Raw genomic sequence first — 24,217 nt, 5'->3', positions numbered from 1 at the left:
ATGACCGACGCCGAAAAATCAGCTGGTTCCGCCCCTGACATCACCACTTCTGCCGTCGTGGTGGCTGGTGCCATCGTCGCCGACGGGCTACTCCTACTCGCTCAGCGAGCACGTCCACCGGAGCTCGCGGGCCTGTGGGAGCTGCCGGGAGGAAAGGTCGAATCCGGCGAAAGCGACGTTCAGGCGTTGATGCGTGAACTACACGAGGAACTCGGCGTCGACACCGCTGTCGGTGCGCAGCTGGCCGGCGATGTCCCCATCGGAGCCGGGCGAATTCTGCGCGCCTATCGCGTCGAGCTGGTCGCGGGATCGCCTGCCCCACTTGATCATTCAGATCTGCGGTGGGTCGACGCCGCCGGCCTGCGCGAGATGGATCTGGTCGATGCGGACCGCGAATGGGTAACCGAACTTGCACTGATGCTCAGGTAGAGCGGGCCTTCTTCAGGCCCTTTTTCAGGTCCTTACCGGAGACGCCCTGATCTTCGAGTTTCTTCATCCTCATGATCACCACGGGGCACTTGATGCAGCGCGTCTTCTTGCGGCAACATTTTTTCTTGGGCTTGAGACCCGACACCTTCTTGGCCTTGATCTTGCCCATGTGAACGTCTCCGAAAATCTCGCATTTCAAGGTGAACTTGTGGAAAAGGGTACTGCGTGTCGCAGGTCACCCTGGGGTAGCGGGTAAACTTGTTCAGTCGCGAGATTCTCGCGGTGCAGCGCGCTTCTCTAGCGTCATAAGCCCGCTAGCGAACAAGAGCCCGCATTCAACCCAGGAGAACCTTTCGCGTGAGCGCCCCAAGCAGTGCAGATAACATCGACAGCACCACCACTTTTCGCAACGTAGCCATCGTTGCACACGTCGACCATGGCAAGACCACCCTGGTCGACGCCATGCTCCGGCAGTCGGGAGCGTTCGAGGAACGCGCCGAAGCGATCGATCGCGTGATGGACTCGGGTGACCTCGAGAGGGAAAAGGGCATCACGATTCTGGCCAAGAACACGGCCGTTCACCGACGTAACCCCGACGGCACCATGACCGTCATCAACGTCATCGACACCCCCGGGCACGCCGACTTCGGTGGCGAGGTCGAACGCGGCCTGTCCATGGTCGACGGCGTCGTCCTTCTCGTCGATGCATCCGAGGGTCCGCTACCGCAGACCCGCTTCGTGCTGCGCAAGGCGCTCGCTGCGTCGCTGCCCGTCATCTTGGTCGTGAACAAGACCGATCGACCCGACGCACGAATCGAAGAGGTCGTCTCCGAGAGTCACGACCTGCTTCTCGATCTCGCTTCCGACCTCGACGACGAAGCCTCCGAGGCTGCTGAGCTCGCCCTCGACCTTCCTGTCCTCTACGCCTCCGGCCGTGAGGGCAAGGCATCGAAGGTTCAGCCCGAGAACGGCAACGCTCCTGATGCGGAGAACCTCGACGAACTGTTCGAGGTCCTGCTCAGCTACGTTCCTGCTCCCAAGGGAAGCGTCGACGCACCTCTGCAGGCACACGTCACCAACCTCGATGCTTCCGCTTTCTTGGGTCGCCTCGCTCTGGTTCGCATCCACAACGGCCAGCTCAGCAAGGGCCAGACCGTGAGCTGGATGCGTGAGATCGACGGCGAGCCCGTCGTCCAGAAGACGAAGATCACCGAGCTGCTCAACACCATCGGTGTGGAGCGCGTACCGGGTGAGAAGGGTGTTGCAGGTGACATCGTCGCCGTTGCAGGCTTCCCGGACATCATGATCGGTGACACCCTCGCCGACCTCGAGAACCCTGTCGCCTTGCCGCGGATCACGGTCGACCAGCCGGCGATCTCGGTCACCATCGGCACCAACACGAGCCCGCTCGTCGGCCGCGTAAGCGGTCACAAGCTGACCTCGCGCATGGTCAAGAGCCGTCTCGATCAGGAACTCGTCGGTAACGTCTCGCTGAAGGTTCTCGACATCGGCCGTCCCGATGCCTGGGAGGTCCAGGGCCGTGGTGAGTTGGCCCTCGCCATCCTCGTCGAGCAGATGCGTCGTGAAGGCTTCGAGCTGACCGTCGGCAAGCCCCAGGTGGTCACCCGCCTGGTCGACGGCAAGGTTCACGAGCCGTTCGAAGAACTGACCGTCGACTCCCCGGAGGAATACCTCGGCGGTGTCACTCAGCTGCTCGCCGCACGCAAGGGCAAGATGGTGCAGATGACGAACCACGGCGCAGGCTGGGTTCGTATGGAGTTCATCGTTCCCTCGCGTGGCCTCATCGGTTTCCGCACCGACTTCCTCACCGACACGCGTGGCACCGGTATCGCCAACGCTGTTTTCCACGGTTACGGACCATGGGCAGGGGAGATTCGCGCACGCCACACCGGTTCGCTCGTCTCCGACCGCGCCGGCAGCGTCACTCCGTTCGCCATGATCCAGTTGGCAGACCGAGGCACGTTCTTCGTCGAGCCGGGTGTCGATACCTACGAGGGCATGGTCGTGGGCATCAACCCGCGTCAGGAAGACCTCGATATCAACGTCACGCGTGAGAAGAAGCTGACCAACATGCGTCAGTCTTCGGCCGACGTCATGGAGACTCTGGCCAAGCCGAAGAAGATGGACCTGGAAATGGCCATGGAGTTCTGTGCAGTCGACGAGTGCGTCGAAGTGACCCCCGAGGTCGTTCGCGTCCGTAAGGTGCACCTCGATTCCAACGAGCGCGCTCGTGAGCGTTCGCGCAGCAAGTCGCGTGACAAGGCTGCTCTGTAAAGAGCGGTAGCTTTCGTACATCGCGCTGGACGCCCGTGTATGCGCAGTCGGTCTCGACAGGAGACTGCGCATACACGGGCTACGACGAAGGAGATGCATTTGCGGCGAGCGCGCCCCCTGGGCATCGGAACCATCGCATTGGTTCTGCCCACTCTGGTTCTCGCAGCATGCACCGCCAACCCGCCGCCTCCGGTCGAGAGCGAACCGACACCCGTCATCACGACGACGGAGGTTCCCGTCGAGACCGGAGATCCCGTTGTCGTCGCGATCGATGATGTCGGCATCGGATTCAATCCTCATCTTTTGTCGGACCAGTCGCCTGCCAACTCCGCGGTGAGCGCGCTCGTCCTACCGAGTCCGTTTCGGCCGGCCACCGATCCGTCGAACCCCGCGGTGACCGTGTGGCTCCAGGACCCTTCGCTGTTGTTGTCGGCGGAGGTGACGTCGCAGAATCCATTCACGGTCACCTATCAGCTCCGCAACGAAGCCCAATGGTCCGACAGTGCGCCGATCGCCGCCGAGGACTTCCGGTACCTCTGGCAACAGATGATCTCGCAACCCGGAGTCATCGACCCGGCTGGCTACGGCCTCATCGACAACGTTGCCTCCTCCGGTGGCGGCAAGAGCGTCGCCGTGACATTCGCCGAGCCGTATCAGAACTGGCGACGGCTCTTCTCCGATTTGCTCCCGAGTCATCTACTCAAAGATTCCCCCGGTGGCTTCGAAACCGGCCTCGTCGACAATGTGCCGGTCTCCGGCGGTCAGTTCAGTGTCAAGTCGATCGACGAAGGACGCGACGAAATCCTTCTCGAACGCAACGATCGATTCTGGGACGAACCGGCGAAGCCTGACCGAATTCTGCTTCGTCGAGGTGGTACTTCTGCCCAGTTGGCCGACTCGCTTCGGTCGAAAGACGCTCAGGTAGCCCAGGTTCGGGCAAGTACCGCTACTAGGGCGCAGCTGGCGGCGATACCAGGGGTTCGCACCGACGTCAGATTTCAGCCACGCGTTCTCGATCTGACCCTCAACGGCCGAACCGCGATGCTGTCGGATCCAAACGTGCGAGCGGGGATCTTCGGCCTTCTCGATCCGGCACTGCTGTCGACGGTTGCCGCAGGGACGGGTTCGGCCGATCACCCAGCGCGCGCGCAACTGTCGAGCCCATCGGACCCCGGTTATGCCCCAACTGCTCCCGCCCCGATCGATCGCCAGAGTGCGCTCGCACTACTCGCCGGAGCCGGCTTCGTGCCAGGTCTGGATGGGGCGCTCGAAAAGAACGGAGTGCCAGTCGAATTCGTCATCGGAGCAGTAGAGGATGATTCCACCTCGCTCGCCGTCGCGAACACTGTTGCCGACCAACTGTCAGGCGTGGGCATCGATGCGTCGGTGACCCCGCTGCCACCCGAAGAGTTGTACAGCACGGCACTCGTAGGCGGCGGGGTCGACGCCTTGGTCGGATGGACAAGTGTAGGAAACGATCCCGCGACGGTGATGGCGTCGAGATTCGGGTGCGCACCGGCTCCGGCCCCTACTCAGCCGGGTGTCACCGACGAGGCCAAGGCGCGTCCGCCGAGCAACCTCTCCGGTTTATGTGTACCGGAGTTGCAGAATTCGGTGAATCTGGCTCTGCGCGGCGAACTTCCGGCGGACCAGTTGGTCGCGGAAGCGGAGCCGAAATTGTGGGCGTTGTCCGCAGTTCTTCCGATCATGCAGGATTCGTCCGTTGTCGCCGTCGGCACCGGTGTCGAAGGTGTGTCGTTGGCAGGACCGATCGAGGTAGGCATCTTCGGTGACGCTGCGCAGTGGATGAGGACCAAGACCAAGTGAGACTTCTTCTCGTTCATGCGCATCCGGATGACGAAACCATCACCACCGGTGGAACTATCGCCCACTACGCTCGAGCAGGTTTCGAGGTTACGGTCCTCACGTGCTCACTCGGCGAAGAAGGCGAAGTCATCGGTGACCGGTGGGCAGGCCTCGTCGCAGACCGAGCCGATCAGCTCGGTGGATACCGAATTCACGAATTGCACAGGGCGCTGGCAGTTCTCGGTGCCCAGAGTCCGACATTCCTGGGCGGCGCCGGACGGTGGCGAGACTCCGGCATGGCGGGTACCCCGGCGGCTCTGAATCCGCGGGCGTTCGTCAACGCCGATCGTGACGAGGCTCTGTCGGCACTACTCTCGGTCATCCGCACGGTTCGGCCTCATGTCGTCGTCGCCTACGACCCGGAGGGTGGGTACGGACATCCCGACCATCAACAAGTGCATTCGTTGGTGACGGAGGCTGTCGATATCGCAGACAGTGACCGCTACCCGGAAGTGGGTGCACCGTGGGGACCGCAGAAGCTCTACTGGACTGTCACCGGCGAGAAACAGCTGGCGCGTGGATTGGATTCGATCGCGGACATTCCCGACGGCTGGCGAATGCCCGAGCCCGGTGAACTGCCCAGTGTGCCCGAGGCGACCATCACCACCTCGCTCGACGTCAGCGGCGTTCTCGGCAGCAAACGCGCGGCCCTCGAGGCACACGCCACCCAGGTGACCGTCGCGCCTTCGGGCACCGAGTACGCCTTGTCGAACAACATCGCGCAACCGATCCTGGTCGAGGAACAATTCGTTCTCGTTCGAGGCGATCGGGGAGAGCTCGACGCGTCGGGTAGAGAAAGCGACCTGTTCGCAGGCGTAGTGGAATATGATCTGGATCACTAGATCTTCTTCAGTGCGGTCGGCCGAGCAGGGGAATACACAAAATGTACAACTGGGTCGTGCAGGACGCCATCGTTGCGTTCGTCAATTCGTTGATACCTGATTTCCCCCGTCAGGAGATGTTGTATCAGTCCGGTCTCACCGATCTCGCGTCCGCGCTGAGCAACCTGCTGACCGCTTTGGGATACCCGCCGGTCTCCTGACCGCGGGGAGTACGCCAGTATTGGCAACATGATCTCGAAGGCCGCATCCAATGCTGTCGTCCTCGTATCGAGGACAACGCTCGCAGTACTGATTTTCGACGGCTTTCTCTGCGGCGTACTGTCCGTATTCTTCCTCCCGGCCTACCTCGGGCCGGTGCCCTTTCCAGTCAGCGCACTGCTGGCGGGAATCGCCAACGTCATGCTTCTCTACGCCGCGCGCAAAGTGGCAGAACGACCCCTCGCCATCGCGTCGCCGCTGATCGCTTGGGGTGTCGCAGTGCTGATCTGCATGTTCGGCGGCCCCGGCGGCGATGTGCTGTTGCTTTCCGATTGGCGGACGGCATTGTTGCTGGTGGCAGGTATTGCACCGTCCGGAGTTCTGCTGTTCACCTGGAGGCTGACGGCGCTCACATCAGGCCCGCATGGGAGCCGGCCGCCTGCAGCACATCCTCGATCATCTTCGGAGTCAACCGCCCGGTGAACGTGTTCTGCTGACTGACGTGATAGCTGCCGAACAACCGGATCGACCCCAGATCGACCTCGACGCCATGGCCGAATTTCGGGCGTGGACGGGGAATGTCCCAACCGTTCGCTGCCAGCACAGGTAGTAGGGCCTGCCAACCGAATCCGCCGAGCACGATCACCGATTTCAGTGTCGGCTTCAGCAAGCTCAATTCGATGTCGAGCCACGTGCGACAACGATCACGCTCGGTGACGGTCGGCTTGTTGTCCGGTGGAGCGCAATGAACCGGCGCAGTGATTCTGACCCCGCGCAGCGTCAGGCCGTCACCGATGTGAGTGGCCGTCGGCTGATTGGCAAGCCCAACGGCATGCAGTGCCGCGTAGAGAAAGTCACCGCTGCGGTCCCCGGTGAACATGCGCCCGGTGCGATTACCCCCGTGTGCGGCGGGTGCGAGGCCGACGATCAGAACCGACGCATCCGCGGGGCCGAACCCTGGAACCGCTTTGCCCCAGTAGGTTTCGTCCCGAAACGCGGCTCGTTTCTCGGTCGCTACTTTCTCCCGCCAGGCGACCAGCCTGGGGCAAGCTCGGCAGGCGCTGACGGCCAGGTCGAGTTCGGCGATGGTGGCAGGAGTGGAGCCTGCGGAATGACAGGGGGGAGCAGGAGTGTTCAGCGGGCCCATTTGTCACCGGCTCCGGGGGTGACGGCTTCGATGAGGGTCCATGCCTGGTCTGCGGGAATGTCGAGAACTTCGTAGTGTCCGACGCCTGCTGGTGTGGCCGCGACGATTGTCGCGACACCGGCGCGCCGTTGGAAGAATGTTTGTTCGACCGTCCATCCGATGATCCCGGCGGCCTCGAGCGAGTGCCGGGTGCGGTCGAGAGAACCGTGGCGGGTGATCAACCAGCCCGGCAACACTGCGTGGCCGAGGCCTCGATATCGATCCTGTGCGACGAATACCGCTCCGAGCAGCACCAGCACCATGACAATCCACACGGTTGTCGGGATCGGAGCACCGAGGGCTTCGGCGATCGCGAGCCCGGCAGCGACAACGAGTACGGGGACCACTGCTCGGGTGTATCTGCGACGTTTGGCTGCCGGTCCGTGCGGCGTCAGCGGTTTCTGCGCGTTCTCGTGCAGCCCGGCGTCACCGAGCACCACCGTCATCATGCGGAGCGCTTCGCGTGCGGGTGCTTGCGGTAACAGCAGTGACGATTCCTTCTTCTCCGCGCTGACACCCGTCATGATCGCGTCGAGCTTCGCGCCTTTGGCGATCCGCAGCAGCAGAGGTTCGGACAGTGAGGTGCCACGAAGGCGTTTTCGGTCGAGCGTCGTCGAACGAGTCTTGAGGAGTCCGTGGTTGACGTGCAGGCGCGCGCCGTCATCGGTGACGGTCAGATTGCCGTACGCGATCAGGTAGCGCGCGCATGCGAAGAGACTGGCGACGATCAGCAGTATCAGCAGTCCTAGGCCGATCACCAGGGCGATACCGAAACGCTCCGCGGAGTCGATACTGCTGGAGACGAGGGAAGAATTTGCGACCCGCTCACCGAATCCGTATTGGAAGAGCACCCCGACCGCCGCCGCGATGGCCACGACACCGGTGAACGAGAACGGTGCATACCGGACCCACTCGGACTTCCAGTGCGCAATCTCGGTTGCCGCGGGAGGCTCCTTCCTGAGTGCATCGGGCCCCCGCTCGGCTCGGTGCAACAGCTGATCGCGCAACGCGGGGACCACCCTCGAATCGAGGGCGTTCAATTCGAATTTCTCACCCTTACCCGCCTGCTGCCCGGTGCCGATCCGCAAGATCGACAGACCGAGAAGCCGATGCATGACGCCCGCTTCGACGTCGACCGAGCGAATTCGGCTGCGCGGCACGGACAGCAGCTTCTTCTGAAACACCCCGGTGCGCAGTTGCACATGCACCGGGCCGATCCGATAACTGGTGGTGAACCAGCGCAGTAACGCGAACAGCACCACCAGGGTCACAATGATCAAACCCCACAGGTGGTTACCACTCCGACTGCCGATCACGAAAGACACGAACAATACCGGCAGGACCTTGACCGCCTCGTTGACCGGATGAACCAACAGCATCCGCTTGTCCAGACGCAGCCACGGTTGCTGCTCCTCGGCGACCAGAAGTTCGGTGTCGGTGCTCACGTCGCGTCGCCCAACGTTCTACCCGCGATCTCGGTGAGCTGAGTGACGGTACGATCAGCCACCTCCTTGTCCAAAGCCGTGATCTTGACCGCGCCCGCCGAGGACGCAGTGGTGACAGTGACCGTGGACAAACCCAGCATGCGGTCGATCGGCCCACGCTCGGTATCGACCGTCTGCACCCGCGAGATCGGTGCAATGCGTCGTTCCTGATCGAACCAGCCGGTCAGCGTGTACACCGCCGTGTCACTGATCTCCCAACGATGCACGCGATACCGCCACACCGGGACGACGACGATATGAACGGCAGCGAACACGACCGACACGACGAACACCGCCGCATGAGGCCACGTCGTCCACTTGCCGTCGATCACGGCCCACACGAGCTGGGCGATGAACAGCGGAACCCACATCAACACCGCATTGATGGCCCACAATTGCCGCGCACGCGGACTCGGACGCCACGCAGGATCGGTCATTGTGATCATGCCCCAATCTAATCTGGTCGTTCCGCAGGCTCCACTCCTGCCCCGCCCGACCACCGCCGGTGGCACGCCGACCCGTCGGTGGCGCATGATCGACGGGTGACCATGCTGCCTGATCCTGTAACCGCCGCTGCTCCCGAACCAGAAAAGGTCCCCGCCCCCTCCGCAATGCGTCGCGTTCTACGGCGCGCCCGCGACGGGGTATCGCTCAACGTCGACGAAGCCACGGTGCTGCTGCACGCACGCGGTGACGACCTGGTGGACCTCTGCACTTCGGCGTCGCGGGTGCGGGATGCGGGTCTCGAGTCGGCGGGCCGCCCCAAGACGGTCTCGTATTCGCGCAAGGTGTTCATCCCGATCACTCGCCTGTGCCGCGACAAATGCCATTACTGCACGTTCGTGACGGTGCCGGGGAAGTTGCGCGCCGAGGGCCACGGACTGTTCATGGATCCCGACGAGATCATCGAGGTTGCGCGCAAAGGCGCGGAATTGGGATGCAAAGAAGCACTGTTCACCCTCGGAGACCGGCCGGAAGATCGCTGGCCCGAGGCCAAGGAGTGGCTCGATTCCCGTGGTTACGACTCCACGTTGGACTACGTCCGGGCCATGTCGATCCGAGTTCTCGAAGAAACCGGATTGCTTCCTCACCTCAATCCTGGAGTCATGAGCTGGCAGGAACTCTCTCGCCTCAAGCCCGTCGCACCGTCGATGGGAATGATGCTCGAGACGACCTCCCGCCGACTGTTCGAGGAAAAAGGTCAGGCTCACTACGGCAGCCCGGACAAGGATCCCGAGGTTCGGCTACGAACGCTGACCGATGCAGGACGCCTCAACATCCCGTTCACCACCGGCATCCTCGTCGGAATCGGAGAAACCATCCGCGATCGCGCCGAGTCGATCATGGCTATTCGCAAGGTGCACAAGGCCTTCGGTCATGTGCAAGAGATCATCGTGCAGAACTTCCTCGCCAAGAACGACACCGTGATGCGAGATACGCCCGACGCAGGCATGGAGGAATTCCTCGCAACCATCGCGGTCACGCGCGTGCTGCTCGGTCCGTCGATGCGTATTCAAGCACCACCGAACCTCGTCGCCGTCGAAGAGACCGCGGCGTTGCTCGGTGCTGGCGTCGACGACTGGGGTGGCGTCTCTCCGCTGACTCCGGATCACGTGAACCCGGAACGGCCATGGCCGAATCTCGACACCTTGGCCGAGCTGTCCGAAGCCGCCGGATACACGCTGACCGAACGCACGGCAGCGCAACCGCAGTACGTTCTCGCGGGCGCGCCATGGATCGATCCGCGTATCTCCGCGCACGTGAATGCACTGGCAGATCCGAAGACCGGCATGGCGCGGGACGGCGTCCTCCCGACGGGGCTTCCGTGGCAGGAGCCGGACGAGGAGTGGGTGTCCTCGGGCCGAGTGGATCTGAACACCGAGATCGACACCGTGGGGCGCAACACCGAAACACGTAGCGACCTGGACAACGCATTCGGGGATTGGGAGTCCATCCGGGAGCAAGTGCGCGATCTGGCAGGCCTCGAACGCGTCGACAGGGATCTGGTGGCCGCGCTTCGAGCGGCCGAGAAGGATCCCGCGGGTCTGTCCGACGAGCAGTACCTGGCGCTCGCGACGGCCGAGGGGACCGGAATGGACGCCGTCGCAGCCCTCGCCGACGACCTACGCAGGCAGGTCAACGGCGAGACCGTCACCTACGTCGTCAACCGGAACATCAACTTCACCAACATCTGCTACACCGGCTGCCGGTTCTGTGCTTTCGCGCAGCGCAAGGGTGACGCCGATGCGTTCACGCTGTCCACGGCCGAAGTGGCGGACCGCGCCTGGGAGGCACACGCGCTCGGTGCAACCGAGGTCTGCATGCAGGGCGGTATCGACCCGGAACTGCCGGTCACCGGTTACGCGGACCTGGTGCGCGCAGTGAAAGCACGGGTGCCGTCGATGCACGTCCATGCGTTCTCTCCGATGGAGATCGTCAACGGGGCTTCGCGAGGTGGACAGTCGATTCGCGATTGGCTCGTCGAGCTTCGTGCCGCGGGACTGGATACCATTCCCGGTACTGCGGCCGAGATCCTCGACGACGAGGTCCGCTGGGTGTTGACGAAGGGCAAGTTGCCTGCCGCAGAGTGGATCGAAGTTGTCACCACCGCCCACGAAGTAGGCCTGCGATCGAGCTCGACGATGATGTACGGCCATGTCGACAATCCGTCGCATTGGGTCGGTCATATGAACGTGCTCAAGGGAATTCAGGACAAGACAGGTGGATTCACCGAGTTCGTGCCACTTCCGTTCGTGCACCAGTCCTCGCCGCTGTATCTCGCCGGAGCGTCGCGCCCCGGCCCGACCAACCGTGACAACCGAGCAGTGCATGCATTGGCGCGAATCATGCTGCACGGACGTATCGACAGCATTCAGACTTCGTGGGTCAAGCTCGGTATCACCGGCACTCAGGCGATGCTCAACGGGGGCGCGAACGACCTCGGCGGCACGTTGATGGAGGAGACCATCTCGCGGATGGCGGGAAGCCAGAACGGATCGGAGAAGACCGTCGCCGAGCTCCACGAGATTGCCAACGGGATCGGTCGTCCTGCTCGTGAACGCACGACGACGTATGGTCTCGTCGACAAGTTCCCCGCGGTCGGACTCGTCTGAGCATGGACGATCGCACAGTCGTCACGGCCCTCGATCGGGCCGTGGCCATCATCGACCCTGTTCTCGACATCCTCGCCGAACGTGATCCGGTAGGCCTGAAGGCGAGAACGTTTCGAACACCGACCGCCGAAGACACCGCCATCGACACCGTGCTCGACACGTTGGCGAAGACCCTGAACGCCACCGACTTCCCCGGGACCGCAGCATGGCTCGAGCTCGATGCGCAGGCCCGCTCGCACTGGTGGGTTGCGCGGATCGGCGCCCTCAACACCGTGGCCGTCGCGTTCCCCAGCGTCTTCGGTGTACTGGTCAACAGGCTGCCGTTGCAGGATTTGCTCGGCTTCGCGAATCAGGCGATGGTTCTCGTTGCCGTCGGCAGAGAGAACGGCGTGACGGACCGGTCGGCACACGTGAGCATGCTCGCGTCCGTGCTGTGCGGCCGTGAGGTCGACCTCGACGGCTCCGAGCCCGACACGTCACCCGCGCCCCGCCGCGAATGCGGGCCCTTTGCGCTACTGCATGCGATGTGGGATGTCGCTGCTGTGCTCAGGGACGTCTCGAGCGAGTTGGCCAAGCGTCCGCACAGCCGTGGAATCTACCGTGTGCTCTCCGCGATTCCGCTGGTCGGTGGCGTGGCAAGCTACGTCGGGGAGCGTGGGGCGCTGTCCCGGGCTGCCAAGCAGGGGCTCGGATGGGTTCATGCGAACGCCGAAAGTCCGAGCCACGTAGGCTCGAAGGGGCTTCTCGGATGATCCGAGTGTCACAGTGAGGACACCCTGCGCTGATTGTCGTAAATCTACGACGCGATACTAGGATTCTCAGGGCACTGCAAGCAGTGAACAACGCTTCGGTGCCGATTTACTGGAAAGGGAGGGAGACCAGCAGTGACGTACACGATTGCGGAACCGTGCGTGGATGTACTCGACAAGGCATGCATCGAAGAATGCCCGGTGGACTGCATTTACGAAGGTGGCCGCATGCTGTACATCCACCCCGACGAGTGCGTCGACTGTGGTGCATGCGAACCGGTCTGCCCCGTCGAGGCGATCTTCTACGAGGACGACGTTCCGGAGCAGTGGAGTGGTTACGTGAGCGCGAACGTCGATTTCTTCGACGATCTGGGTTCACCCGGTGGGGCCGCGAAGCTGGGCAAGACCGATTTCGACCCACCGTTCATCAAGGCTTTGCCTCCCATGGGTGAGAGCTGACATTGGCGCGTATCTCCGTCGCGTCCGGCCTGCCCAACTTCCCCTGGGACTCACTGACTGCCGCGAAAGACAAGGCGCAGTCGCACCCGGATGGGATCGTGGATCTGTCGGTAGGCACCCCAGTCGACCCGGTTGCACCGATCATTCGTGCAGCGCTGGCATCGGTATCCGATATACCTGGTTACCCGATGACCGTCGGCACGCTTGCGTTGCGTGAAGCAGCAGTCGCTGCGCTTGCGCGGCGGTACGGCGTAACGGGGATCAGTGTCGACGCCGTTCTGCCTGCCATCGGCACCAAGGAAATGATCGTCTGGTTACCGAGCCTTCTCGGTCTCGGTAACGGCGACCTCGTGGTCATCCCCGAACTGGCCTACCCGACTTACGAAGTCGGAGCCCTCCTTGCAGGTACGCGCATCATTCGTGCCGACGGCTTGAATCGACTCGGGCCCGAGCGCGCGTCGCTCGTATTCGTGAACTCTCCTGCGAACCCGAGCGGCAAGGTGCTCGGCCTCGAGCACCTCCGCAAAGTGGTCTCGTGGGCCCGTGAGCGCGACGCCGTGGTCGTCTCCGACGAGTGCTACCTCGGCCTGACCTGGGAAGGCGAGGCGCTCTCGATCCTCGACCCCCGTGTCAGCGACGGCGACCATACCAATCTCCTTGCCGTGCACTCACTTTCCAAGACATCCAATCTCGCGAGCTATCGCGCCGGCTTCGTCGTCGGCGACCAGAAATTGGTCACCGAACTGCTCGAAGTCCGCAAACACGCAGGAATGATCATGCCGTTGCCGATCCAGGCTGCGATGACCGCGGCACTATCCGACGACGAGCACGAGAACATCCAGCGTGAGCGCTACCGTGCCCGTCGCACCACACTGCTCTCCGCCGTCGAAGCAGCCGGGTTCGAAATAGATCACTCCGAAGCCGGGCTGTATCTCTGGGCCACCCGCGGGGAACCCTGCCGGGACACCATCGATTGGCTCGCCGAGCGAGGCATCCTTGCCGCACCGGGTGAGTTCTACGGACCTCGCGGATCTCAGCACGTCCGTATCGCGCTGACCGCCACCGACGAGCGCATCCGGACTGCCGCGGAGCGTTTGACGGCCTAGGTTCGCGAGTATCCGTTTGCACGTTGTCCGGCCTGGGTGTTTCCATTCAGTTCATGACCGTCAGTATGTTGCTCAGCTTTGCAGGGGTGTGCTTCCTACTGGCGATCCTTCCTGGACCGGATTCGTTTCTCGTGCTTCGATACAGCATCGGAGGGCAGCGACCCGGAATTGCTGCTGCCATGGGCGTCGCGCTCGGTGGCTTGTTCTGGGCAGTGCTGGTTGCCGTCGGACTTGCAGCCATCGTCGAGCAGTCTGCGACCGTGTACCGAATAATCAAGATCCTCGGTGGCCTGTACCTGCTGTACCTCGGGGTACGTGCATTCATGGCGCGCCGGAAGACGAAGGTCGACGGTGAACCGATGGTGCCGGTTGTGGCCTCGGCTCGGTCCGCCTTCGGTGCCGGTGTCCTCTCGTGCGCACTCAATCCCAAAGTCGGGCTGTTCTATCTCGCTGTCGTTCCCCAGTTCCTGACCGTGGTCACCTTCGCCGGAGCCATGACGCTCGGAGTCGTGGAAGTGGTGGTCGCCGCGCTGGTCATGGGCGTCTTCTCGGTTGTGGCCTCGCGTGCCGTGGTGCTGCTGCGGCGACCGAAGGTGACCGACTGGCTCGATCGCATCAGTGCAGGAATCCTCGCGGCCCTCGGCATCGGCACAGTCGCGTCCTCGGTGTAGGGCACAGGTGCTTTCACCGAGTTCGAGCGTGGGTCAGGCGATGTCCCAACCACCGCGCCTGATGCGGAGGATGTAGACCAGTTCATTGCTACCGAAAGCCTCGACCGTGGTGAACCGCTTGGGCGCGGCATTGACCGACGGGTTGCGTGCATTTGCTTCCTCGTAGATCTGTGCGGCCCGTAGGTCTGCGAGTTCCACGCGTGTCCAGAAGTCGTCGGACTGCACCGAATAGACCAGCCGAGGGGCTCCGTCGCTGATGTGCGCGACCTCGATGTCGTCCTCGTTGTCCAGGTCGTCGTCCAGATCTTCCTCGTCAGCGATTTCCTGGTCGGCATCGGTTCCGATCAAATAGACCCCGGGCTGCAGGTCTCCGGCGGGCACCGTCATGTACTCGGCGTAGTCACCGGTGTCGATTCCGTCGGCATCCATGTATGTACGGTAACCATGTGCTGCTCCGATCATTGAATCCACTCGCCGTCGCTCGCGGACACGATATTGCCGACGCTGTGACGATCGGCGGTGTCTCCCTCTCCCGCGGCGACATTCTCGGCGCCGCGACATCGGTCGCCGAGCGGATCTCGCGGGCGGAACGCCTGGCAGTTCTGGCGACTCCCAGCGTCAAGACTGTGCTTGCCGTAGTCGGCGCGCTGATTGCAGGTGTGACCGTGGTGCCGATCCCGCCCGATGCCGGGCATGCCGAACGCGAACACATGCTGCGCGACTCCGGTGCACAGGCATGGCTCGGCGAAGCGCCCGAAGACACGGCGGGCCTCGAGGTCCTGCCGGTTCGGCAGCACGCCAGGTCCTGGCACAGCTACCCCGATCCACACCCGTCGTCCATCGCTTTCATTCTTTACACCTCCGGTACGACCGGCCCGCCGAAAGGCGTCCTGTTGTCGAGGGAAGCGATCGCGGCCGGCATCGACGCGGTAGCGCAGGCATGGGCTTGGACATCTCGGGACACTGTGGTGCACGGACTTCCGCTGTTCCATGTCCACGGACTGCTCCTCGGAATGCTGGGTCCGCTGCGCGTCGGAAGTCCGCTCGTGCACACCGGTAAGCCGACTCCCGAGTTGTATGCCGCCGCGAAAGGGACGCTGTATTTCGGTGTCCCGACGGTGTGGTCCCGCATCGCCGCCGACGAGACGTCCGCGAGAGCCCTCGCGCACGCCCGTCTGCTCGTCTCCGGTAGTGCTCCGCTCCCCGTACCGGTGTTCGAGAAACTGAAGGAACTGACCGGCCAGGCGCCTATCGAGCGTTACGGCATGAGCGAAACACTGATCACCATCAGTACCCGCGCCGACGGGGAACGTAGGCCCGGCTCCGTGGGACTGCCGGTCGATGGCGTCGAAACGCGAATCGTGAGCGAGGCGGGGGAGGCGCTCCCACACGACGGCGAGTCGATCGGAGCGCTGCAGGTACACGGTCCGATGCTGTTCGCCGGCTACCTGAACAACCCGGAGGCGACGGCGAAGGTCTTCACCGAGGACGGGTGGTTCGACACCGGCGACGTAGCCGTCATCGGTCCGGACGGATTCCATCGCATCGTCGGACGCGCATCCACCGATCTGATCAAGACCGGCGGCTATCGCGTCGGTGCCGGTGAGATCGAGACCGTTCTGCTGGGTGACCCGAGCGTCGACGAGGTCGCCGTCGTGGGGCTTCCGGATGACGACCTCGGTCAGCGCATCGTCGCATTCGTCGTCGGTACCGGCGTCGAACCGTCGGCTCTCATCGATCTCGTCGCAAACGAACTCTCGATTCACAAGCGGCCGAGGGAGATTCGCGTCGTAGATTCATTGCCACGCAACGCGATGGGCAAGGTTCAGAAAAAGCAGCTCGGCTGAGCGGGCTATTCGACGAGACGACCGAAGCCGACGACGGCCGAATCCTCGGATACGTCGACGGTATGTACGCGGATCTTTCCGAGTTCGTTGCCCCCCACCGTGGTGGCTGTGTTTCCGTCGATCGCCACGACGATGTTGGTGTGCTGACCGATCCAACTGCTGTTGTCGTAGAGCACGACGTCCCCGACCGCCGGGATATATCCCTTCGGTTCGAATCTGCCCTCGTCTTGGTAATACTCGGTCAGCGTGTATACACCGGGGATCCGCCAGCCACCGGAATTCGGATTGCTCAGCGGCTGTCCTGCCTCACGCATGATCCAGCTGACGAAGTTTGCGCACCACGCTTCTTCGGCACCATCGGAGTAGAACGTTCCCGGGTTCTGTCGGGTGTGTTCGGTGCGGAGAAGTTCGACGACCTCGGCCTGCTCCGAAGAGAGAGCCGAAGCATCGACGTCGGGAAAAGCAGTGGTGTCCCACGGCAAGTATCTACTCGGCGCCAACCACAACACGCCCGCTGCCAACAACACGGTGGCGGCAAGGACGCCGGCGACCCACCCCCACTTTCGACGGCTCGTGCGCGGGGACGGTGAAGTAATCCCCGATTGTGCTCGCACGGGCGCAGTGTCGACCCCGTCATTTCCCATTTGCGGAGTGTATCGGCCTTCGAGTTGGATGAGTGCGCAGGCAGCGCTGCTACTGTCGGCCCCGCGACGAAGCTGTTTCGGCCAAATTCTTCGGAAGGCTCTTGATGGAATACGACCTACAGCGATTCGTAGACGCGCAGGATCCGGTGTGGGACACCGTCCGCGCCGAACTGAAAACCGGCCGCAAAAGTACCCATTGGATGTGGTTCGTTTTCCCACAACTCGCTGGGCTCGGACGGAGCGCGACGGCTCAGCATTTCGGTATCGCAGACCGCGTGGAAGCGCAGATGTACCTCTCGCACGAAGTGCTGGGACCTCGACTGCGCAAGGCCGCCGCGATGGTGGCGAAGATCGCCGACGGGACCGCCGCCGACATTTTCGGATATCCGGACGATCTGAAGCTACAGTCGTCGATGACCTTGTTCGCCGAAGTCGACCCTGGTAGTCCGATTTTCGGCGAGGTATTACAGAAGTACTACGACGGTAAACCGGACGAGCGAACTATCGATCTGCTCGACGACTAACATCATCTTTCATGACGAACGAGCAACTGGGATCCATCGCCTTCATCCAAGCGACGTGGCACAGCGAGATAGTCGACCGTGCGCGCCAGGGATTCGTTTCCGAGTTGGTGGCGCAGGGCTATCCGGAAGCTTCGGTCGTCCAGTTCGCGGTTCCAGGCGCTTTCGAGATTCCATTGCACGCCCAGCGTCTGGCACGCACGGGGAAGTACTCGGCAATCGTGGCCGCCGCACTCGTCGTGGACGGCGGAATCTATCGGCACGAATTCGTCGAATCGGCGGTCATCGACGGCCTGATGCGAGTCCAGCTGGACACCGACGTACCCGTGTTCTCCGTAGTGCTGACGCCCCACCACTTTCACGAGCACGCCGATCACGCCGCGTTCTTCACCGCGCATCTGGAGCGTAAGGGAATCGAGGCGGCACACGCAGTGGTGACGACCCTCGACTCCCTTGGAACCATCTAGTCGTTGGCGTGTAGCGCGGCGTTCAGTTCGACGCCGGTGCCCTTCCACGGCACGACCTCGACGGCACCGGATACCGAGTTTCGACGGAACAGCAGATTGCTGTTTCCGTTGAGCGTCGCAGCCTTCACGACGGTGCCGTCAGGGCCGGTCACCTTCGTTCCCGCGGTGATGTAGAGGCCCGCCTCGACAACACAGTCGTCGCCGAGGGAAATGCCGAGTCCGGAGTTGGCACCGAGTAGGCAACGCTCGCCGACCGAGATGACGTTCTTGCCGCCGCCGGACAGTGTGCCCATGATCGACGCGCCACCGCCGACGTCGGAGCCATCACCGACGACGACTCCGGCCGAGATTCGGCCCTCGACCATCGAATTGCCGAGCGTGCCGGCGTTGAAGTTGACGAATCCCTCGTGCATGACCGTCGTTCCGCTTGCCAGATGCGCGCCCAGACGGACCCGATCGGCGTCGGCGATCCGGACACCGGACGGCGCGACGTAGTCGACGAGACGGGGGAACTTGTCGATGCTGAGAACCGTGACGTGGCCGCGCGCGCGTAGGCGAGTGCGGACTGTCTCGAAACCGTCGACCGCTGCCGGTCCGAAGTTGGTCCATACGACGTTGGCAAGAAAGCCGAACTGGCCGTCCAAGCTGAGCCCGTGCGGCTGAACGAGACGATGCGAGAGCAGATGCAGGCGCAAGTAGACGTCGTGCGCGTCGATCGGTGCGTCATCGAGCGAGGCGATGGTCGTTCGGACGGCGACGACGTCGACTCCGCGGGCCTCGTCCGGGCCGACGAGGGCGGCGAACTCGGCGGGGATGTCAGACCCCTCGAGCCGCGTGGTGCCGACGGGCCCGTTACCGCCCAGCTCGGGGCTGGGGTACCAGGTGTCGAGGACGACTCCGCTGGTGGTGATGTTGGCAATGCCTATTGCTGATGCTCCCTGTGCGCTCACAGGTACCGAGGATACGGCGTGCGTCGTCGAAGACAGAAGTGCGACGGCGACGGGCGTGCGTGCTAAACATGATTCATGACTTTGGGGGCGCAATTCCGACGGTGGGGCACGGGTGCTGTAGCGGCCGTATTGATCGCAGGAGGAACAACGGTCTTGCAGGCGCCGACGGCGTCCGCGGCGCCTGAGTGTGCTGCGGTGAGCGCACCGCCGGTGAAGGTCGCCCAGATCGACGGGTCGGCTCTCGAAGGGCTGGCGGTCGACGGGCAGGGCAGGCTCTACACGACCGACATCGTCACTGGCCGGGTCTACCGGATCGATGCGCCGGGTCAGGCTGCGTATCCCATCGCGACGGTGCCCAGCGGCGGCGGTGGCGCCCTTGGCTGGATGCCGGACGGCACCTTGCTCGTCGGGTACGGCGCCGATCCCCGCGTCTTCGTCGGCGATCTCATCAAGGCTGCGGGCATCGTTCGGTTGAACATCGATACGCTCGAGCTCAGCCCGTTCGCGACTGGTTTGAGTGCCGCCAACGGCCTCGCGGTCGCCGGCGATGGGACTGTATATGCGACCAACGATTTCGGTGGACTCATCGGGCAGGTTCGCCCCGACGGATCGGTGAATTCCGAGTGGGCAAGGTTCCCCAGTGCAAACGGCGCCGTGCTCGATCCTGCGGGTGAGTACCTGTATGTGTCTCGGACGTTCGTGAACTCCGGCGTGAGCCGAATCCCTGTCGCCGATCCATCGAGGCCGGAGAGCATCCTAGACTTCTCCGGTCTCGATGCACTGAGCGCACCGGACGGTCTGACACTCGATTCCGCAGGCCGCCCCGTCGTCCCGCTCAACGCCCGCGGGCAAGTAGTTCGCATCGATGCACCCGGGCAGTACTGCGTCCTCGGCAGTGGCATTCCGTTGTCGAGTGTTCTGATCTATGGCCGTGGTGAACAGGGTTTCTCCGCTGGAAAGCTGTTTCGGGCAGGATTCGATGGCGCGGTGTACGAAATTCCGGGTGGCGCAGATTAGTGGCGCGAGTTATGGCTGCGGAATGAGCTGGAAGTAGTCTCGTACGGTGAGTTCGCACCCGGCTTTGAATCTGCATTCCGACCCCATCGATCTGACAGCGGCGCTGGTGGACATACCCAGTGTTTCGCGGGAAGAGTCGGTGATCGCCGATGCGGTGGAGGCCGCGCTGCGTGAACAGACTGTCGGATTCGAGATCATCCGGAGCGGTAATGCGGTTCTTGCGCGCACCGATCGTGGGCTTCCCAGTCGAGTGATGCTCGCCGGTCACCTCGATACCGTCCCTATTGCCGACAATGTGCCGAGCAGACGTGAACGCGACAGTGTCGAGGGCGATGTCCTGCATGGTTGTGGCACGGTCGACATGAAGTCGGGCGACGCTGTCTTTCTTCATCTCGCCGCCACCATCGACGACCCTGCGCACGACATCACGCTGGTGTTCTACGACTGTGAAGAGATCGATGCGGCGCTCAACGGCCTGGGCCGGATCGAACGTGAGCTGCCGGAGTGGCTGGCGGCCGACGTGGCGATTCTTGGTGAGCCGTCCGGTGGATTCATCGAGGCGGGCTGCCAGGGCACGCTGCGAGTGCGGCTTTCAGCGGGTGGGACGAGAGCGCACAGTGCGCGATCATGGCTGGGGGACAATGCAATTCACAAGTTCGGTGCTGTACTCAACAGGTTGGCTGCATACAGCGCACGAGAGGTGGACATCGATGGCTGCTTGTACCGCGAAGGTCTGCAGGCTGTCCGTATCTCCGGTGGCGTGGCCGGCAATGTCGTCCCCGACGCAGCCGAGCTGGATGTGAACTTTCGCTTCGCCCCCGATCGGAGTGTCGAGCAAGCGATCGAGCATGTCCGTGACGTCGTCGACGGTCTCGATCTCGGATTCGAGGTCACCGATTCTTCACCCGGTGCGTTGCCTGGACTCGCCGCGCCTGCTGCTGCGGCGCTGATCGAAGCGGCCGGTGGCCGATTTCGCGCCAAGTACGGCTGGACCGACGTGTCGCGGTTCTCGGCGCTCGGTATCCCGGCGGTCAACTACGGTCCCGGAGACCCGAACTTGGCGCACAAGCGCGACGAGCGAGTGCCCACCGAGCAGATCACGAACGTCACGGCTGTCCTGCGGGGATACCTCACCGCTGGATGACCTGTGGTTCCGATCGCCTGTGGGCCGGATAGCCTGTAAAACATGGAGACGCCAGCGAGACACAAGGGACCGGTGACGTTGCGTCGCGGACGCAACACCGAGTCGTCGACCTCTGATCAGCGGTTGCTCGATCAGCGCGGGACGGGAAACTGGAATCACACCGACACGTGGCGGGTGCTGCGGATTCAGAGTGAGTTCGTGGAGGGTTTCGGCGCTCTCGCCGAGGTGCCGAGGGCGGTCTCGGTGTTCGGTTCGGCTCGAACCCCGCGTGATCACGATGAGTACAAGTCTGCCCGCGAGCTCGGAAGTGCTTTGGCGGTAGCGGGATTCGCGGTCATCACCGGCGGCGGCCCTGGAATCATGGAAGCTGCGAACCGCGGTGCGAGTAGCGTCGACGGCTACTCGATCGGGCTCGGCATCGAGCTGCCCTTCGAGCAGGGCCTCAACGATTGGGTAGATCTGGGTATCGACTTTCGGTACTTTTTCGTCCGGAAGACGATGTTCGTGAAGTACTCCCAGGCATTCATTTGTCTCCCAGGCGGTTTCGGCACTCTCGACGAGTTGTTCGAGGCTCTCACCTTGGTGCAGACGGGCAAGGTGACGCGCTTTCCGATCGTCCTGATCGGCACCGAATTCTGGTCCGGTCTCATCAGCTGGATCAAGGACACCCTGGTCGCGCAAGGCAAGGTTTCCCCGGCGGACCTGGACTTGATTCGTTGTACCGACAGCGTCGAGGAAGCAGTGCTGATCGTGAGCAGTGTTTGCGGAGAGTCGGAGTGAGCGAAGCTGTCGTAATCAACAGGGTGTGCGTCTACTGCGCATCGGGGCCGGTGGATTCGTCGTTTCTCGAGCTGGCCCGCGAACTCGGCACCGCGATCGGCCAACGGGGATGGCAGTTGGTCTCCGGTGGCGGAAACGTCTCGATGATGGGGGCGGTAGCCGAATCGGCCCGTGCTGCAGGCGCTTTCACAGTCGGTGTCATCCCGAAAGCTCTCGTTCATCGAGAGGTCGCCGACGTCGACGCCGATGAATTGATCGTCACCGACACCATGCGTGAGCGCAAGAAGATCATGGAAGACCGGGCCGACGCGTTCATCGCGCTACCCGGCGGCATCGGAACGCTGGAGGAACTGTTCGAGACCTGGACGGCCGGGTATCTGGGCATGCACGACAAGCCCGTGGTGCTACTGGATCCAACGGACCATTACGCGGGCCTGTTGCAGTGGCTCGACGGGCTGTCCTCGACGGGCTTCGTCCAACAGCGGGCACTGGACAAGCTGATCAGGACAGCCACCGTCGCCGATGCGCTCGCCGCCTGTTCTCCTCGATGAAACCAAAGGTTACTCTGGAGTAAGGTAATGGGGATCACATCGCTCGAAGGGGAGTACATGGCTGTCGATGCCCGTCAGAAGATTGGACTGACCGACCTCGCGGTCGCGTTGCCGAAAATGGTGACGGAGGTGCCGAGCATGCTGCGCGGTGTCTTGGGCTTTACTCGCAAACCTCATCACAAGGCCTCGATCGGCCTGGTGTTCCAGGATGCCGCTGCCAAGCGCGGAGACCGACCGTTCGTGCGATTCGAAGGTGAATCGGTGTCGTACGCCGAGGCCAACGCGATGGTCAATCGGTATGCCCACGTGTTCACCGACCTGGGCGTAAAGCGCGGCGACGTGGTCGGTGTGCTCAGCAAGAACAGGCCGGAGGCGCTTTTCGCGGCGCTCGCTGCCGTCAAGCTCGGCGCTACCGCCGGAATGCTGAATTACAACCAGCGGGGCAACGTCCTCGAACACAGCCTCGGCATCCTGTCGGCGACCGTACTGGTCCTCGACGAGAACGCTCAGGAAGCGCTCGATTCCTTGGACGACGCTCCCGAGGCGGGCGTAGTTCTGCCGATGCGCGAGCTTGCCGAACTCGCGGCGGATGCCAGCGCGGACAACCCTTCGGTGACTGCGCAGATCCAGGCCAAAGAGAATGCCTTCTACATTTTCACCTCCGGCACCACCGGCCTGCCGAAGGCAAGTTTGATGAGCCATTTCCGCTGGCTCAAGTCGATGTCCGGGCTGGGCAACATGGGTGTGCGGCTGCGCGAAGACGACGTCATCTACTGCTGCCTGCCGCTCTATCACAACAATGCGCTGACGGTGACGCTGTCGTCGGTGCTCGCCGGCGGTGCGGCGATGGCCATCGGTAAACAGTTCTCGGTCAGCAACTTCTGGGAAGACGTCAAGGTCAACAAGGCGACCGCGTTCACCTACATCGGCGAATTGTGCCGCTACCTGCTGACCCAGGAGAAGCGGCCGGACGACCGAGACAACACGATCGAGCTCGTCGTAGGCAACGGCTTACGCCCCGAGATCTGGGAAGAGTTCACCGAGCGTTTCGGAATCTCGCGAGTTGCGGAGTTCTACGGCGCCAGCGAATGCAACATCGCGTTCATCAACGCATTGAACATGAAGAAGACTGCAGGCATCTGCCCGCTGCCGTATGCCGTCGTCGAATACGACGAGGAGTCGGGCGAGGCGAAGCGCGGAAGCAACGGCCGGCTTCGCAAGGTCGGAAGCGGCGAGGTAGGTCTTTTGCTGTCCAAGGTCACCGACCGCGCGCCGTTCGACGGCTACTCGGACGAGAAGGCGACGGAGAAGAAGCTCGTTCGAGACGGTTTCAAAAATGGAGACTGCTGGTTCGACACCGGCGACCTGGTCCGGCATCAGGGTTGGATGCACGTCGCGTTCATCGACCGACTCGGTGACACTTTCCGGTGGAAGGGAGAGAACGTCGCCACGACGCAGGTCGAGGGCGCGCTCGGCGGACACCCATCGGTGGACGGTGTGGTCGTGTACGGCGTCGACATCGAAGGAACCGACGGCAAGGCAGGTATGGCTGCGGTGACGTTGCGTGACGGTGAGAGCTTCGATGGAAAATCGGTCGCCGAGCATCTCTACGACAAACTGCCCTCGTACGCGGTTCCGCTGTTCGTCCGTGTCGTGGACAGTCTCGAGCAGACCTCGACGTTCAAGAGCCAGAAGGTTGCCCTGCGCAAACTCGGCTACGGCGACGACCCCGAGGCCGAGTTGTACGTACTCCGCGGCAAGTCGGGTGGGTACGACAAGGCGTACGACGGATACGTCGACGAGGTAGCTGCAGGCAAGGCCCCCAGGGGTTAGGGAAGAAGCGAAGCGGTCAGTGTGACTTCCAGCCACTGGCCGAATCGATCTTCTCGACCAGCCCG

The 24,217-nt window shown here is 62.9% G+C and carries 26 protein-coding genes; 19 read left to right on the top strand and 7 right to left on the bottom strand.

Going from position 1 to position 24,217, the window contains the following annotated elements:
- Window positions 1-429 carry a (deoxy)nucleoside triphosphate pyrophosphohydrolase gene (locus tag BJD99_RS06765; protein ID WP_084346046.1) on the top strand — a complete coding sequence of 143 codons (429 nt, stop codon included), beginning with the start codon at window positions 1-3 and terminating at the stop codon, window positions 427-429.
- On the opposite strand, the gene BJD99_RS20945 is transcribed toward BJD99_RS06765, so the two are convergent.
- Window positions 422-598 (bottom strand): hypothetical protein, encoded by a 177-nt coding sequence (locus tag BJD99_RS20945; RefSeq protein ID WP_179142220.1) that lies wholly within the window; start codon window positions 596-598, stop codon window positions 422-424. The two genes, BJD99_RS06765 and BJD99_RS20945, sit on opposite strands and share 8 nt — an antisense overlap.
- Window positions 599-786: 188 nt before the next feature.
- On the opposite strand from BJD99_RS20945, the gene typA reads away from it, so the two are divergent.
- The 5 genes from typA to BJD99_RS06745 all read left to right on the top strand — a co-directional run bounded on the left by typA (window position 787) and on the right by BJD99_RS06745 (window position 6,113).
- A complete protein-coding gene (gene typA / locus BJD99_RS06760; RefSeq protein ID WP_084346045.1) occupies window positions 787-2,724 on the top strand; it encodes a translational GTPase TypA in 1,938 nt (645 codons plus the stop codon).
- Between the two features lie 93 nt (window positions 2,725-2,817).
- Window positions 2,818-4,551 (top strand): ABC transporter family substrate-binding protein, encoded by a 1,734-nt coding sequence (locus BJD99_RS06755; protein WP_143542087.1) that lies wholly within the window; start codon window positions 2,818-2,820, stop codon window positions 4,549-4,551.
- Window positions 4,527-5,432, top strand: a complete 906-nt coding sequence (mshB, locus tag BJD99_RS06750) for an N-acetyl-1-D-myo-inositol-2-amino-2-deoxy-alpha-D-glucopyranoside deacetylase (RefSeq protein ID WP_084346044.1) — start codon at window positions 4,527-4,529, stop codon at window positions 5,430-5,432. Before BJD99_RS06755 ends, mshB begins: the two co-directional genes overlap by 25 nt.
- Before the next feature lie 41 nt (window positions 5,433-5,473).
- Entirely contained in the window at window positions 5,474-5,632 is a 159-nt protein-coding gene (locus BJD99_RS20940) for a hypothetical protein (RefSeq protein WP_176224757.1), read from the top strand.
- A gap of 28 nt (window positions 5,633-5,660) precedes the next feature.
- Window positions 5,661-6,113 (top strand): hypothetical protein, encoded by a 453-nt coding sequence (locus tag BJD99_RS06745; RefSeq protein WP_084346043.1) that lies wholly within the window; start codon window positions 5,661-5,663, stop codon window positions 6,111-6,113.
- On the opposite strand, the gene BJD99_RS06740 is transcribed toward BJD99_RS06745, so the two are convergent.
- The 3 genes from BJD99_RS06740 to BJD99_RS06730 all read right to left on the bottom strand — a co-directional run bounded on the left by BJD99_RS06740 (window position 6,040) and on the right by BJD99_RS06730 (window position 8,746).
- Window positions 6,040-6,777, bottom strand: a complete 738-nt coding sequence (locus tag BJD99_RS06740; protein WP_084346042.1) for a uracil-DNA glycosylase — start codon at window positions 6,775-6,777, stop codon at window positions 6,040-6,042. The genes BJD99_RS06745 and BJD99_RS06740 overlap by 74 nt on opposite strands.
- Window positions 6,765-8,195 carry a PH domain-containing protein gene (locus BJD99_RS06735; RefSeq protein WP_084346357.1) on the bottom strand — a complete coding sequence of 477 codons (1,431 nt, stop codon included), beginning with the start codon at window positions 8,193-8,195 and terminating at the stop codon, window positions 6,765-6,767. The genes BJD99_RS06740 and BJD99_RS06735 overlap by 13 nt, the downstream gene beginning before the upstream one ends.
- Before the next feature lie 62 nt (window positions 8,196-8,257).
- A complete protein-coding gene (locus BJD99_RS06730) occupies window positions 8,258-8,746 on the bottom strand; it encodes a PH domain-containing protein (protein WP_084346041.1) in 489 nt (162 codons plus the stop codon).
- A gap of 102 nt (window positions 8,747-8,848) precedes the next feature.
- Here BJD99_RS06730 and BJD99_RS06725 point away from each other — a divergent pair, with 102 nt between their 5' ends.
- The 5 genes from BJD99_RS06725 (at window position 8,849) to BJD99_RS06705 (ending at window position 14,398) form a co-directional block, all read left to right on the top strand.
- Window positions 8,849-11,413: a bifunctional FO biosynthesis protein CofGH gene (locus BJD99_RS06725; RefSeq protein ID WP_084346356.1), complete on the top strand. Its 2,565-nt coding sequence runs from the start codon at window positions 8,849-8,851 to the stop codon at window positions 11,411-11,413.
- Window positions 11,414-11,415: 2 nt separating this feature from the next.
- The gene (locus tag BJD99_RS06720; protein ID WP_084346040.1) at window positions 11,416-12,165 is read left to right on the top strand and encodes a hypothetical protein; all 750 of its coding nucleotides are present in this window, start codon (window positions 11,416-11,418) and stop codon (window positions 12,163-12,165) included.
- Between the two features lie 132 nt (window positions 12,166-12,297).
- The gene (gene fdxA / locus BJD99_RS06715; protein ID WP_084346039.1) at window positions 12,298-12,621 is read left to right on the top strand and encodes a ferredoxin; all 324 of its coding nucleotides are present in this window, start codon (window positions 12,298-12,300) and stop codon (window positions 12,619-12,621) included.
- Between the two features lie 2 nt (window positions 12,622-12,623).
- A complete protein-coding gene (gene dapC, locus BJD99_RS06710; RefSeq protein ID WP_084346038.1) occupies window positions 12,624-13,727 on the top strand; it encodes a succinyldiaminopimelate transaminase in 1,104 nt (367 codons plus the stop codon).
- 53 nt (window positions 13,728-13,780) lie between these two features.
- Complete coding sequence (locus tag BJD99_RS06705; protein ID WP_084346355.1) at window positions 13,781-14,398, top strand: LysE family translocator; 618 nt, start codon at window positions 13,781-13,783, stop codon at window positions 14,396-14,398.
- Window positions 14,399-14,431: 33 nt separating this feature from the next.
- Here the strand turns inward: BJD99_RS06705 and BJD99_RS06700 are convergent, their stop codons facing one another.
- Window positions 14,432-14,827: a hypothetical protein gene (locus BJD99_RS06700; RefSeq protein ID WP_084346037.1), complete on the bottom strand. Its 396-nt coding sequence runs from the start codon at window positions 14,825-14,827 to the stop codon at window positions 14,432-14,434.
- A 2-nt stretch (window positions 14,828-14,829) separates the two neighbouring features.
- Here BJD99_RS06700 and BJD99_RS06695 point away from each other — a divergent pair, with 2 nt between their 5' ends.
- The gene (locus BJD99_RS06695; RefSeq protein WP_084346036.1) at window positions 14,830-16,245 is read left to right on the top strand and encodes an acyl-CoA synthetase; all 1,416 of its coding nucleotides are present in this window, start codon (window positions 14,830-14,832) and stop codon (window positions 16,243-16,245) included.
- Window positions 16,246-16,250: 5 nt separating this feature from the next.
- Here BJD99_RS06695 and BJD99_RS06690 read toward each other — a convergent pair whose 3' ends face one another.
- The gene (locus BJD99_RS06690; RefSeq protein WP_256895554.1) at window positions 16,251-16,841 is read right to left on the bottom strand and encodes a CHAP domain-containing protein; all 591 of its coding nucleotides are present in this window, start codon (window positions 16,839-16,841) and stop codon (window positions 16,251-16,253) included.
- A gap of 152 nt (window positions 16,842-16,993) precedes the next feature.
- Here BJD99_RS06690 and BJD99_RS06685 point away from each other — a divergent pair, with 152 nt between their 5' ends.
- Both BJD99_RS06685 and BJD99_RS06680 read left to right on the top strand, forming a co-directional pair.
- Window positions 16,994-17,413: a DUF1810 domain-containing protein gene (locus BJD99_RS06685; RefSeq protein WP_084346034.1), complete on the top strand. Its 420-nt coding sequence runs from the start codon at window positions 16,994-16,996 to the stop codon at window positions 17,411-17,413.
- Between the two features lie 11 nt (window positions 17,414-17,424).
- Window positions 17,425-17,877: a 6,7-dimethyl-8-ribityllumazine synthase gene (locus tag BJD99_RS06680; protein WP_084346033.1), complete on the top strand. Its 453-nt coding sequence runs from the start codon at window positions 17,425-17,427 to the stop codon at window positions 17,875-17,877.
- Here BJD99_RS06680 and dapD read toward each other — a convergent pair.
- Complete coding sequence (gene dapD, locus BJD99_RS06675; RefSeq protein WP_084346032.1) at window positions 17,874-18,827, bottom strand: 2,3,4,5-tetrahydropyridine-2,6-dicarboxylate N-succinyltransferase; 954 nt, start codon at window positions 18,825-18,827, stop codon at window positions 17,874-17,876. The genes BJD99_RS06680 and dapD overlap by 4 nt on opposite strands.
- 195 nt (window positions 18,828-19,022) lie before the next feature.
- On the opposite strand from dapD, the gene BJD99_RS06670 reads away from it, so the two are divergent.
- Genes BJD99_RS06670 through BJD99_RS06650 form a run of 5 tightly spaced genes read left to right on the top strand, consistent with a single transcriptional unit; the run spans window position 19,023 to window position 24,152 of the window.
- Window positions 19,023-19,844, top strand: a complete 822-nt coding sequence (locus BJD99_RS06670) for an SMP-30/gluconolactonase/LRE family protein (RefSeq protein WP_373270521.1) — start codon at window positions 19,023-19,025, stop codon at window positions 19,842-19,844.
- Between the two features lie 46 nt (window positions 19,845-19,890).
- Window positions 19,891-20,988: a succinyl-diaminopimelate desuccinylase gene (gene dapE / locus BJD99_RS06665; protein ID WP_084346030.1), complete on the top strand. Its 1,098-nt coding sequence runs from the start codon at window positions 19,891-19,893 to the stop codon at window positions 20,986-20,988.
- Window positions 20,989-21,030: 42 nt separating this feature from the next.
- Window positions 21,031-21,768 carry a TIGR00730 family Rossman fold protein gene (locus tag BJD99_RS06660; protein WP_084346029.1) on the top strand — a complete coding sequence of 246 codons (738 nt, stop codon included), beginning with the start codon at window positions 21,031-21,033 and terminating at the stop codon, window positions 21,766-21,768.
- A complete protein-coding gene (locus BJD99_RS06655) occupies window positions 21,765-22,319 on the top strand; it encodes a TIGR00730 family Rossman fold protein (protein WP_084346028.1) in 555 nt (184 codons plus the stop codon). Before BJD99_RS06660 ends, BJD99_RS06655 begins: the two co-directional genes overlap by 4 nt.
- A gap of 57 nt (window positions 22,320-22,376) precedes the next feature.
- The gene (locus tag BJD99_RS06650; RefSeq protein ID WP_084346354.1) at window positions 22,377-24,152 is read left to right on the top strand and encodes a long-chain-acyl-CoA synthetase; all 1,776 of its coding nucleotides are present in this window, start codon (window positions 22,377-22,379) and stop codon (window positions 24,150-24,152) included.
- The last annotated feature ends 65 nt before the right edge of the window (window positions 24,153-24,217 follow it).

It is taken from the genome of Rhodococcus sp. 1163, assembly GCF_002091985.1.
In the GTDB taxonomy this organism is placed as follows: domain Bacteria; phylum Actinomycetota; class Actinomycetes; order Mycobacteriales; family Mycobacteriaceae; genus Rhodococcoides.
The sequence above is the reverse complement of the archived record's forward strand: the minus strand, read 5'-3'. Positions and strand labels throughout refer to the sequence as shown.

Excerpts from the sequence above, each read along its gene's own strand:
- BJD99_RS06765 (WP_084346046.1), top strand. The coding sequence starts at position 1 with ATGACCGACGCCGAAAAATCAGCTGGTTCCGCCCCTGACATCACCACT.
- BJD99_RS20945 (WP_179142220.1), bottom strand. The coding sequence starts at position 598 with ATGGGCAAGATCAAGGCCAAGAAGGTGTCGGGTCTCAAGCCCAAGAAA.
- BJD99_RS06755 (WP_143542087.1), top strand. The coding sequence starts at position 2,818 with ATGCATTTGCGGCGAGCGCGCCCCCTGGGCATCGGAACCATCGCATTG.
- BJD99_RS20940 (WP_176224757.1), top strand. The coding sequence starts at position 5,474 with ATGTACAACTGGGTCGTGCAGGACGCCATCGTTGCGTTCGTCAATTCG.
- BJD99_RS06745 (WP_084346043.1), top strand. The coding sequence starts at position 5,661 with ATGATCTCGAAGGCCGCATCCAATGCTGTCGTCCTCGTATCGAGGACA.
- BJD99_RS06740 (WP_084346042.1), bottom strand. The coding sequence starts at position 6,777 with ATGGGCCCGCTGAACACTCCTGCTCCCCCCTGTCATTCCGCAGGCTCC.
- BJD99_RS06735 (WP_084346357.1), bottom strand. The coding sequence starts at position 8,195 with ATGCTGTTGGTTCATCCGGTCAACGAGGCGGTCAAGGTCCTGCCGGTA.
- BJD99_RS06730 (WP_084346041.1), bottom strand. The coding sequence starts at position 8,746 with ATGATCACAATGACCGATCCTGCGTGGCGTCCGAGTCCGCGTGCGCGG.
- BJD99_RS06725 (WP_084346356.1), top strand. The coding sequence starts at position 8,849 with ATGCTGCCTGATCCTGTAACCGCCGCTGCTCCCGAACCAGAAAAGGTC.
- BJD99_RS06720 (WP_084346040.1), top strand. The coding sequence starts at position 11,416 with ATGGACGATCGCACAGTCGTCACGGCCCTCGATCGGGCCGTGGCCATC.
- BJD99_RS06705 (WP_084346355.1), top strand. The coding sequence starts at position 13,781 with ATGACCGTCAGTATGTTGCTCAGCTTTGCAGGGGTGTGCTTCCTACTG.
- BJD99_RS06700 (WP_084346037.1), bottom strand. The coding sequence starts at position 14,827 with ATGGATGCCGACGGAATCGACACCGGTGACTACGCCGAGTACATGACG.
- BJD99_RS06695 (WP_084346036.1), top strand. The coding sequence starts at position 14,830 with ATGTACGGTAACCATGTGCTGCTCCGATCATTGAATCCACTCGCCGTC.
- BJD99_RS06685 (WP_084346034.1), top strand. The coding sequence starts at position 16,994 with ATGGAATACGACCTACAGCGATTCGTAGACGCGCAGGATCCGGTGTGG.
- BJD99_RS06680 (WP_084346033.1), top strand. The coding sequence starts at position 17,425 with ATGACGAACGAGCAACTGGGATCCATCGCCTTCATCCAAGCGACGTGG.
- BJD99_RS06660 (WP_084346029.1), top strand. The coding sequence starts at position 21,031 with ATGGAGACGCCAGCGAGACACAAGGGACCGGTGACGTTGCGTCGCGGA.
- BJD99_RS06650 (WP_084346354.1), top strand. The coding sequence starts at position 22,377 with ATGGCTGTCGATGCCCGTCAGAAGATTGGACTGACCGACCTCGCGGTC.